Source organism: Polaromonas sp. P1_H6, assembly GCF_056405195.1.
Genome location: NZ_JBFUCN010000014.1, coordinates 67,401 through 77,023 on the forward strand (window position 1 = coordinate 67,401; position 9,623 = coordinate 77,023).

Below are 9,623 nucleotides of genomic sequence, written 5' to 3' on the forward strand. Positions count from 1 at the left end.
TATCTGAAGTACGACAATGTTCAAATGGCTGCGGAAGGTCGCTAAGCGCCACAAGATGCGGCGCGTTCACCCGGAGGTTCCATATGTCTCTCACTCTGTCTGCATCTGACTTGGCCACACGCCTGGCAGTCGAGGACGTCGTCGTCCAGATGTTTGTTGCCACCGACGAACGAGACTGGCCGGCGCTGGAGAATTGCTTTACCAGCCCCTTTACGCTCGACATGAGCTCCATGGTCGGTGGAACGCCGGCCGAAATGACGCCAAACCAGGTGGCCCAGGCATGGGCTGCCGGATTCAAGCCGCTCGACCACGTTCACCACCAGATTGGCAACCTACGAACCGAGGTCAGTGGTAATCAGGCGCTTGTCAGATGCCACGGCGTGGCCTTCCACCACCGGGGAAAGGCAATCGGCCTGAAGAGCCGCATCTTCGTGGGCACCTACGAATTGCAGTTGCAACAGTTCCCGGACAGATGGCGCATCTCCCGGCTTGTCTTCAAGCTCAAGTTCATCGAGGGAAACCTGGAACTTGAGAAGTCGGCGCCGCAGTGAGAACGACAGCGAATCGCTTAAGCAACTTGCTCCCGGCAGGCCAGTCACCAAGACCGCTTTCGGAATTCAAGTGCCCGCGCGGCCCAACTTCGAAATAGTCGCTTCCCCAGGCCTTCGAACAGGCGCTTGCGTACGGCGTGCTTCCATACGGATCATTCGTGCTTGCAACAACCGTACTGGGGAAAGGCAACTCTTTCAATGGCACGGGCGAGAAGCCGACCGCTGATACAGGGAAAACTTGCGAGGTGGGATCGGGTACGGATACCAGTAGGGCTCCCCTGATCTTTTTTTCTTCCCGTGCAGCCCAGTGAATCACTGTCAGGCAGCCCAGACTGTGCGCCACGATGAGGGTGTCAGGCCCTAGGGACGCGACCTGCCGGCTGATGGCCGAAACCCAGTCATCGCACACAACGTGATCCCAGTCTTTGACTTGTAGTCGATGCCACTCAGGTCCCTTTTCCTGCCAGAGACTTTGCCAGTGTGAGGGGCCGGAATTCCCAATCCCGGGAACGATCAGAACAGGAGATGTCATTTTTCAAGCACCTATGTAAAAGCACCCAGTTTAGAAATGAATGAGATATGTCACCATAGACAATCCAAGGAAATGAGTACTTCAATTTTCCAAACCAATTGAATTTTTCCTCTCATGCAAATGAAACCAAAGCAGGCAGATCTCGACAAGCTGGACTGGAAGATTCTGGAGGCGCTGCAACTCAATGCGCGCATCAAGAACACCGAACTAGGCATGCAGGTCGGACTGTCGCAACCGGCCGTCACTGCACGCATTAGGCGTCTCGAGGAGGCTGGGGTGATTGAAGGATATTCCGCGAGGATCAATCTGCGCCTGTCGGGATACCCGACCTCCGCCGTCATTCGCATACGTACCACGCACGCTCAAATACCGGTCTGCTTGAAGGCTTTTGCTGCCATGCCGGAGGTGATTGATGCGCACCGCATTACGGGGGAAGACTGCTTCGTCGTGCGTGTGGTGGCCTCGGAAATGCAGGAACTGGAACAAACGATTGACGCACTCGCGGCGCTTGGCGCCGTGTCCACGGCCGTCGTGCTTGCGAGCTATCCAATGAAGATAGTTCGAGCTCCTAAGTGTTGAATTCCGCTGAAGCCTGACCCGAATTTTCCATCGATCTTGACCCGCCTTGGGTACTTGGGCTTGCTCTCCTCTGATCGTAGGTGCTTCTTCACTGTGTTGCGAGTCAGACTTGTACACCTTGAAATCCCGCGGATGGACATCTGATCCCGCAATGCCCAACGTCTGATGACATTCAATGTCGTCACGTCTATCACTCCTAATTTCCCCTGCTTTTAAAACAAGCAGGGTAGTGCTTACGTGGGGCAGTTTTGGATGAAAATTACTGCGCTAAGTGGGACAAATTTCGATGGAGCTCAACAAAAGTAGAGTTCATCTTGCGAACGCCGCCCCAAGCGCAGTGCCTGGCACCCAAGGGTGCAGCCGGGCCGGTTTATGAGTAGCGATGGTCAAACACAAAGGAATCGGCTGTTTGGGCCGCGCTCATCCATATTGAGGAGGCGATAAGCAGACTGTCCGTCTAGAATTGGTTTGCGGGGTTGGGTGTTTTTTTTCGACCTGAACGAAACCCAAAATGAACAATAAGCCCTTTAACAGCAAGCACCTGGCTGGGGTTTCAGCGGCCAGGTTATACCGCAGGCACGATGTTGTACCTCGGACCTTTCGGTATACATTGCGTCAGGCTCAGAAGGTCCATCCATGCCAAGCAAATTCACCCTAGTAGAGCAGGTTGCCCTCCCATCGCAGTCTGCCGTCGCTACTGCATTCAAGTCGGTGAATCTCGCGGACGCGTTTTCGATTCAACTTCCTTCTGACGCCTCTACAAATCCTGATGTCTTGGCCCGATTCATCTTCTCGGTGCAGCCATCCTGGATCGGAGCGCTCACCGGCCTCCGGGATGCAATCGTTGCAGGATTTGGCCTGAAGACCGCCAAACACCTCGCAACCCTTTCCAGTGACGCCACGGCCCCTCGCATCAGCATCTTCAGGGTCTTCAGCACTGGCGAAACCGAGGTTGTTCTAGGCGAGAACGACAAGCACCTTGATTTCCGGTTGTCAATTCTTTGTACGCCAGGCTCGCCGCCAAATACGGGTAACCAAGTGACCCTGTCAACCGTCGTTCACTGTCACAACCTTTTGGGCCGAACCTATTTGTCGGCCATTGCTCCCTTCCATCGCCAGGTTGTGAAAGCCAGTCTTCGCCGTGCTGCAAACGTCGGGTGGCCCAAGGCAAATGCGTAGGGGAATGCCATGTGTTGTCCGCTGAGGCTTAATCCTTCCTTCAAGCGGACCTGCCTGCGGCGGTCCGCTTAAGTCAAACGCCAGAACACAGCGATGCAACGCCAATTGCTCTTGGTTCTTCCCGCCTTGGCTGGCGGCCTGGCTATGGCGTGGAGCATTTATCGGTCCTATTTTCTCTTCGAGTTCAATGCAGGGAGTCTTCTGTGGGCTGTTGTTTTGCTCGGCCCCTATGTATTCGTTGCCGTGGTGGCATGGCGTTCCCGGCGAGGTTTAATTGCAGCGGTATTGGCCGTGTTTCCAGCCCTGCTACAGGCCGGCCCACCGTTCACGTGCTTTGCCATCGAATTCGGAGAAGGGTGTCTGTACCTTCTGGTGTTGTCCCCGCTCTACCTGTGGCTTGTCGTTGCCGCCGCTGCCTTGCTCGAACTCGGCAGTCGGCGCGGTGCCGCCTCGGAGGCTGGGTGACGCAGAGTTCTCGCCATTCAGTCAACACGGACGCTTTACGGCGTCCGCCTGCTTCGCGGGCTACTCGTCCAGCCAAGTCTCCGGGTGTTTCGTGGCCATAGAAAACATCCTCTTTGATGCTGATGGCGTTCTCCAGTACGCCACGAGGCACTGGCAACCTGCGTTTCAGTCCGTTCTCAAGCTCGAAGATGAGACGCAAGCCAAAGCCGTCCTGACTGACGTATTTGAAGCCGAAACCGAAGTGCTCGAAGCCGACGGCGGTTTCACTGAGCGGCTCGAGGCAGTGCTCGCAAAGTGGGGCCGGCCAGGCTTTCTCTCCGAAGCACTGAGCGTTATCCATGCAATCGAAATTCACCAGGATGTCATGCAGTCCGTCCAGTCCATTCGCCGCTCGGGCATCCGGTGCCACATCGGGAGCAACCAGCAGACCTCTCGCGCAAAGCATATGTCCGAAGGGCTGAACTACAGGTCTCTATTCGACACCGAGTTCTATTCGTGCGCCGTTGGCGTAGCCAAACCCAAGCTTGCCTTCTTCGAGAAAGTCGTTGCACAGCTCGGCTGCGATGCAAGCGCCGTGCTATTCCTGGACGATAGGGCCGAAAACGTTGAGGCTGCAAAGCAGGCGGGGTTAAACGCCATGGTCTTCTTTGGCGCAAACGGCGCGTCTGAGCTTCAGCGCCAGTTAGCCGGTTATGGCGTGTTCATAGGTGACTGAGCACAATGTGCGAGACGCTCAAGCCTTCCATCGAGAGGACTTGTCCCGGCAAGCCGGGCCGAGCCTCGTGTCAAACGTTAGCGCTCACAGGAGCAGTCGCATGAATCTATTTACACAACCCTCCAAGGTCATGCCTTTATGCGAGTAATTACTGTCCTCTCTGCTTTATTCGCTCTCCAGGTGCCCCACGCGCATGGGCAGATAAGCCTTTCTCCTGAGCGGAGGATCGAGGCCGTGCGCGCAACGGCGGTGAGCACCTGGAAGTTGCAGCGCGAGGAGGGGAATGCCGCGGCAATTACAAAGACGAATGAGTGCCGCGCCAGTCTTCTGCGAACGAAGACAAGCTACGATGAAGAAGTGGAAGCTTGCCTGGTGATCGACTATTACGTCTCGATGTCCACTGCTGGCTTCTACTCGCTGCTGTCCGAAGGGTATCGCCGCAATCACAACATCGACCCGGACAAGATCCGCCAAGACGTGACCAGGAGAATTCAGTCGGCCTACATACACTTCAAGCTCTCACCGCAACAGGCGCAGGAGGCAGAAAGCCTGTTAAAGGAACACGTGTTCCAGGCCGTAGAAAGCGTTGCGGGGACCAGGTGAGGCGAAAAAGCGGGTCACCTCGACTCGAAACTTGACAGGCTGCTCCGCGGATGGATCGCGCAAGCAACTGAACACCCAGTTCCGCTTCAAGCCGAAAGAGCCGGCGACCGACGATTGACCTGGCAACGCCGAGCCGGAGTGCGGGGGCGAAATTCCCCCGCGCATCAGAAACTTCCACGAACGTCCGCAGTTCCTCGATATCCACTTCGGTGTTCCCCGTTTCGCGACACAGCTCGCCACGAAATGGTACTACCGCATCGAGAAGGGGAGCAGCAAAATGGCCGCCAGGGACGTCGCCGCTGGCGCAATCTCCCCCGAAACCACCCCCTCACAACCGCAACAAAGGATTAACCCATGACTTTTCGTAACGGCCTTGCTTCGCTGCTTCGTCCGGAAGACTCCGTACTCGTTCTGATCGACCACCAGCCCTACCAACTCGCGAATGTGAACAGCCATGAACCGCAGATGGTGATCAACAACACGGCGGGTCTGGCCAAGGCCGCCAAGGCCTTCGGCGTCCCCACCATCCTGACGTCAGTGGTCGCCGAAAGGGGAGGACGCCTCTTTCCCCAGATCACCGACGTGTTCCCCGGCCAGGAAGTGATCGACCGCACGTTCATCAACACCTGGGAGGACAAGAAGGTGGTGGACGCGGTGAAGGCGACGAGCCGCAAGCAGCTGGTCATCGCCGGCCTGTGGACCGAGGTGTGTGTCGCGATGCCGGCAATCCAGGCCCTTGGCGAGGGCTGGGACGTTACCGTGATCACCGATGCGTCGGGTGGCGTTTCCGTCGAGGCCCATCAGGTCGCCATCCAGCGCATGATCGCAGCCGGCGCGAACATGATGACCTGGCTGGCGCTGGCCGCTGAATGGCAGCGCGACTGGGCCAGGGCCGGACAAGCTGCCGCGCTGACGCCAGTGATCACGCAGCATGCCGGCGGCAGCGGTATTGCGTTCCTGTGGGAGCAGCAACTCCTCAACACACCTGTGCCTGGCAGCGCAGGATGATTTAAACGGGGATGGGAGATGCTTGAGTTTCCACATACGTCTCTTTAGCAAGTCCGTCATGCCTCGATGCAGGCAGGCGGCATGGTCAACGACGCATCACCGGTCCGAGTGCGTATCGAAGATAAGCGATCTGAGCCACTGGTTTGCCGGGTCCTTGTGGTACTTGGCGTGCCAAAAAAGATTGATCGCGATTTGTGGCAACTTCACGGGATGGCTGACGTATCTGAGGTTGAACGGCGTCGCCATTTTTTCCGCCAGGCGCTCGGGAACTGTGGCCGCCATGTCGGTGGATTGAAGAATATGGCCAATCGCGACGAAATGGGGAACCGTGAGGCGTATGCGTCTTTTCTGTGAACCGCTGTCCAGGATTTCGTCGACTTTCCCGTGCCCGGTCCCTGCGGACGCAATCACGAGGTGATCGCTGGCAAAAAAATCGGCTGGAGAAATCTTTCGCTTGTCCAGTGGATGGTTTTTGCGAAACACACAAACGTATTGCTGAGAGAACAGGCGCTGCTGGAAGAATCCGGCCTTCAATTGGGGTAGCAGCCCGATCGCCAGGTCGACGTGGCCTGCCTCCATGGCATCTTTGAGGTTGACGGTGGTATTGCGCACCGTGCTGATGGAAACCCCCGGCGCCACTTTCTGGATCTTCTCCATCAAGAGGGGCAGGAAGTAGATTTCGCCGATGTCGGTCATCCCGACGGTAAAGCTCCGTTTGCTGCTGGCGGGGTCGAATGAGTTCTTGACGTTGATCGCGCCGTGGATCATGCCCAGTGCATAACCTATCGATTCGGCCAGCTGGTCCGCAAAGGGCGTGGGCTGCATGCCGCTCGACGTGCGCAGAAAAAGTTCGTCCCCAAACAGCTTGCGCAGGCGCGCCAAGGCATTGCTGACGGCGGGCTGTCCCAGGCCCAGGTTCTCCGCCACCTTGGAGACTTTTCTTTCGGTCAGTAGCTGGTTGAAGATCACCAGCAGGTTCAGGTCTATGTCCTTGAGTTCCATCTGTGGCCTCTAGTGCTTGGTGGTTGGGTGGTGGTAGTGACTATTGATTCAAATGATATAAAACATTGATGCCATTGTATTGACTGATTTTGGTGGGCCTCGGATCATGCCCTCATTGCAGCTGACGCCACTGATTGCCGCTGCCCACGAGACACACCAGATCAAGCACGATGGAAATTTTTGTCCGCCCTCTCCAGCGCACGCTGAGCGTTACCGCAGGGGTGAACTTGCTCGACGCCCTGCGCGCCAACGACGTGCCGGTGTCCTACAGCTGCCTGGCCGGGCGTTGCGGCACCTGCCGCTGCAAACTCGTCGAAGGGCAAGTGCTCGACTCGGGCGGGGAGGCGCAGCGGCCCGTGGCAGTCGGCGACCAGTACGTATTGGCCTGCCAGACCTTTCTGACGGAATCCTGCATTGTTGAGATCCCCGAGCCCGACGAGGTCGTTGTCCATACGGCAAGAATCGTCAAGGCCACCGTCGTTGCGGTAGAGGACCAGACTCACGACATCAAGCGCCTGCGGCTGAAACCGGCCAAGCCCATCGAGTTCTCACCGGGACAGTACGCCCAGCTCCAGTTCACGCCCGAGCACATCCGGCCCTATTCCATGGCCGGCCTCTGCGCCGACGGCGAGCTGGAGTTCCATGTGCGCCTGGTCGCCGAAGGCCGCGTCACCGGCTACATCGCCAATACGCTGAAGGCTGGCGACGCGGTGCGCGTCAGCGGTCCGCTGGGTTCGGCCTACCTGCGCCGCAAGCATGAAGGGCCGATGCTCTGCGTGGCCGGCGGTACCGGCCTGGCGCCGATCCTGTCCATCATCCGCGGCGTCATTGCGGAAGGCATGCGCAACAGCATCCACCTGTATTTCGGCGTTCGCTCCGAACGCGACATCTATGGCCGCGAGTGGCTGGCGGAGCTCCAGCGCCGGCATCCGCTACTGAAGGTGCACGTCGTGCTTGCGTCCGGCCAGGCGCCCGGGTGCCGCACCGGCCTGGTCACCGAAGCAATTGCCCAGGATTGGCCAGGCCTCGACGGCTTCCGTGCCTACCTCTGCGGTGCGCCCCCCATGGTTGAGGCGGCGAGCCTGCTGGTGCGCCAGATGGGCGTGCTGCCCGAACAAATCTATGCCGACGCTTTTTACGCCAGCGGCACTTGAGCGATCAACAGGAACCCCCATGAACAGCAGAAATACCGATCTTGATTCCCAGCTGAGCCGCAAGGCCTACTACGACCGCATTGGCGCGGACAACATGACGCCCTTATGGGAAGTGCTGGGCGCGCTGGTGCCGCACTCGCCGAAGTCGCCGGCAGTCCCGCATCTGTGGAAGTACGCCGACGTGCGCGAACAGGTCATGGAAGCGGGCCGGCTGATCAGCGCGGCCGAGGCGGAACGCCGCGTGCTGATCCTGGAAAACCCCGGGCTGCGCGGCCAATCCTGCATCACGCAGTCGCTGTATGCCGGCCTGCAGCTCATCATGCCGGGCGAAGTGGCGCCGGCGCACCGCCATACCCAGTCCGCGCTGCGGCTGGTGCTGGACGGGGAGGGTGCTTACACCGCGGTCGACGGCGAACGCACGACCATGCGCCGCGGCGACTTCATCATCACACCGGCCTGGACCTGGCACGACCACGGCAACCCGGGTGTACAGCCTGTGGTCTGGCTCGACGGCCTGGACATTCCCATCGTCCGTTTCCTCGATGCCGGATTCGCCGAAAAAAGCGACAGCAACTACCAGGCCGTCACCCGGCCGGAAGGCGATGCGCTGGCACGCTACGGCGCCAACATGGTTCCGGTCGATTTTTACCAGCAGCCCGCCGAGCCGACCAAGGTGTTTGTCTATCCCTGGGAACGCACACTGGCATCGTTGAAAGCCATAGCCGCCGGCAGTGAGCCCAATGCGCACTTCGGCCACAAACAGCGCTACGTGAACCCGGCCACCGGCCGCTCGCCGATGCCGACGATAGCGGCGTTCTCGCAGATGCTGCCGGCCGGCTTTGAAACGCGGCCCTACCGCTGCACCGATGGCACGGTGTACGTGTGCCTCAGCGGAAACGCTGAGGCGACCGTTGAAGGAAAAACCGTCCGCCTCGATGAAAACGACGTGATGGTGGTGCCGTCCTGGCACAGCCACCAGTTCCGCGCCGGTCCCGATAGCGTGCTCTTCAGCTATTCAGACCGCCCGGTGCAGCAGGCCCTCGGCTTGTGGCGCGAACACCGCGCCTGAAATTCATCCCCACTTTCAACTTTTCAACAGAACGCCATCACATGAACTACGCCGTCGAACCCGCTACCATTCCCACGCTCGCCGTGGCCGGCGTCAGCGAACGCTTTCCCGTCAACCGGATCTTCTGCGTGGGCCGCAACTACGCCGCGCATGCGCGCGAGATGGGAAAAGACCCTGATCGCGATCCCCCGTTCTTTTTCATGAAACCGGCCAACGCGGCCGTCGATGCGTCGTCGCCGGTCAGCATTCCTTATCCGCCGAAGACGAACAACTTCCACCACGAAATTGAACTCGTCGTCGCCATCGGCAAGGGCGGCCGCGACATCGCCGTGGCCGATGCGCTGGACCATGTCTACGGCTACGGCGTGGGCCTGGACATGACACGCCGCGACCTGCAACTCGATGCGCGCGACAAGGGCCGTCCGTGGGAATTCGGCAAGTCCTTCTCGCTGTCGGCACCCGTCGGCGCGCTGTCGCGCGTGGCCGGCGGCGGACACGTCGCGCAAGGTGCCATCAGCGTCACCGTCAACGGCGGCGCCCGCCAGTCGTCAGACATCGCCAAGCTGATCTGGTCGGTCCCGGAGTGCATTGCCTACCTTTCCGAATATGAAACGCTGGAGCCCGGCGACATCATCATGACCGGCACCCCTGAAGGCGTGAACGCCGTGCTTGCGGGCGACGTGATGCAAGGCGACATCGCGGGCCTGGCCGGCATCACGGTCACGGTGGCGGCCTGAAACGCAGGCGCTGAATAACCGAAACAAAA

13 protein-coding genes and 2 pseudogenes are annotated in these 9,623 nt (G+C 59.1%); 11 read left to right on the plus strand and 4 right to left on the minus strand.

Annotated elements, in window-relative coordinates; translation table 11 throughout:
- The first annotated feature begins 110 nt into the window (after positions 1-110).
- Positions 111-551 carry a nuclear transport factor 2 family protein gene (locus tag AC1D1F_RS14445; protein ID WP_477677903.1) on the plus strand — a complete coding sequence of 147 codons (441 nt, stop codon included), beginning with the start codon at positions 111-113 and terminating at the stop codon, positions 549-551.
- On the opposite strand, the gene AC1D1F_RS14450 is transcribed toward AC1D1F_RS14445, so the two are convergent.
- Positions 508-1,083: an RBBP9/YdeN family alpha/beta hydrolase gene (locus AC1D1F_RS14450; protein ID WP_477677904.1), complete on the minus strand. Its 576-nt coding sequence runs from the start codon at positions 1,081-1,083 to the stop codon at positions 508-510. The two genes, AC1D1F_RS14445 and AC1D1F_RS14450, sit on opposite strands and share 44 nt — an antisense overlap.
- A gap of 120 nt (positions 1,084-1,203) precedes the next feature.
- On the opposite strand from AC1D1F_RS14450, the pseudogene AC1D1F_RS14455 reads away from it, so the two are divergent.
- Positions 1,204-1,338: pseudogene (locus tag AC1D1F_RS14455) on the plus strand (AsnC family protein); the annotation flags it as partial.
- Positions 1,339-1,479: 141 nt separating this feature from the next.
- Positions 1,480-1,662, plus strand: coding sequence for an Lrp/AsnC ligand binding domain-containing protein (locus AC1D1F_RS14460; RefSeq protein WP_477677911.1), 183 nt, complete (start codon positions 1,480-1,482; stop codon positions 1,660-1,662).
- A gap of 38 nt (positions 1,663-1,700) precedes the next feature.
- Here AC1D1F_RS14460 and AC1D1F_RS14465 read toward each other — a convergent pair.
- Positions 1,701-1,856, minus strand: a pseudogene (locus AC1D1F_RS14465) (IS21 family transposase); the annotation flags it as partial.
- 442 nt (positions 1,857-2,298) lie between these two features.
- On the opposite strand from AC1D1F_RS14465, the gene AC1D1F_RS14470 reads away from it, so the two are divergent.
- From AC1D1F_RS14470 to AC1D1F_RS14485, 4 genes are all read left to right on the plus strand, one after another.
- Positions 2,299-2,841, plus strand: a complete 543-nt coding sequence (locus AC1D1F_RS14470) for a DUF2867 domain-containing protein (RefSeq protein ID WP_477677905.1) — start codon at positions 2,299-2,301, stop codon at positions 2,839-2,841.
- Positions 2,842-2,934: 93 nt separating this feature from the next.
- Positions 2,935-3,306 carry a hypothetical protein gene (locus AC1D1F_RS14475; protein ID WP_477677906.1) on the plus strand — a complete coding sequence of 124 codons (372 nt, stop codon included), beginning with the start codon at positions 2,935-2,937 and terminating at the stop codon, positions 3,304-3,306.
- 91 nt (positions 3,307-3,397) lie between these two features.
- Complete coding sequence (locus tag AC1D1F_RS14480; protein WP_477677907.1) at positions 3,398-4,021, plus strand: HAD family hydrolase; 624 nt, start codon at positions 3,398-3,400, stop codon at positions 4,019-4,021.
- A 138-nt stretch (positions 4,022-4,159) separates the two neighbouring features.
- Complete coding sequence (locus tag AC1D1F_RS14485; RefSeq protein WP_477696464.1) at positions 4,160-4,624, plus strand: hypothetical protein; 465 nt, start codon at positions 4,160-4,162, stop codon at positions 4,622-4,624.
- Here the strand turns inward: AC1D1F_RS14485 and AC1D1F_RS14490 are convergent.
- Positions 4,533-4,829, minus strand: coding sequence for a helix-turn-helix domain-containing protein (locus AC1D1F_RS14490; protein WP_477677908.1), 297 nt, complete (start codon positions 4,827-4,829; stop codon positions 4,533-4,535). The genes AC1D1F_RS14485 and AC1D1F_RS14490 overlap by 92 nt on opposite strands.
- Before the next feature lie 149 nt (positions 4,830-4,978).
- Here AC1D1F_RS14490 and AC1D1F_RS14495 point away from each other — a divergent pair, with 149 nt between their 5' ends.
- Complete coding sequence (locus AC1D1F_RS14495) at positions 4,979-5,632, plus strand: hydrolase (RefSeq protein WP_477677909.1); 654 nt, start codon at positions 4,979-4,981, stop codon at positions 5,630-5,632.
- A 96-nt stretch (positions 5,633-5,728) separates the two neighbouring features.
- Here AC1D1F_RS14495 and AC1D1F_RS14500 read toward each other — a convergent pair whose 3' ends face one another.
- Positions 5,729-6,634: a LysR family transcriptional regulator gene (locus AC1D1F_RS14500; RefSeq protein WP_477677910.1), complete on the minus strand. Its 906-nt coding sequence runs from the start codon at positions 6,632-6,634 to the stop codon at positions 5,729-5,731.
- Between the two features lie 170 nt (positions 6,635-6,804).
- Between AC1D1F_RS14500 and AC1D1F_RS14505 the strand changes: the two genes are divergently transcribed.
- From AC1D1F_RS14505 to AC1D1F_RS14515, 3 genes are read left to right on the plus strand one after another with little or no spacing between them, the layout of a single operon-like run.
- Complete coding sequence (locus tag AC1D1F_RS14505; RefSeq protein ID WP_477696456.1) at positions 6,805-7,788, plus strand: 2Fe-2S iron-sulfur cluster-binding protein; 984 nt, start codon at positions 6,805-6,807, stop codon at positions 7,786-7,788.
- A 19-nt stretch (positions 7,789-7,807) separates the two neighbouring features.
- Complete coding sequence (gtdA, locus tag AC1D1F_RS14510) at positions 7,808-8,857, plus strand: gentisate 1,2-dioxygenase (RefSeq protein WP_477677301.1); 1,050 nt, start codon at positions 7,808-7,810, stop codon at positions 8,855-8,857.
- Between the two features lie 41 nt (positions 8,858-8,898).
- The gene (locus AC1D1F_RS14515; RefSeq protein ID WP_477677300.1) at positions 8,899-9,594 is read left to right on the plus strand and encodes a fumarylacetoacetate hydrolase family protein; all 696 of its coding nucleotides are present in this window, start codon (positions 8,899-8,901) and stop codon (positions 9,592-9,594) included.
- Positions 9,595-9,623 lie beyond the last annotated feature (29 nt).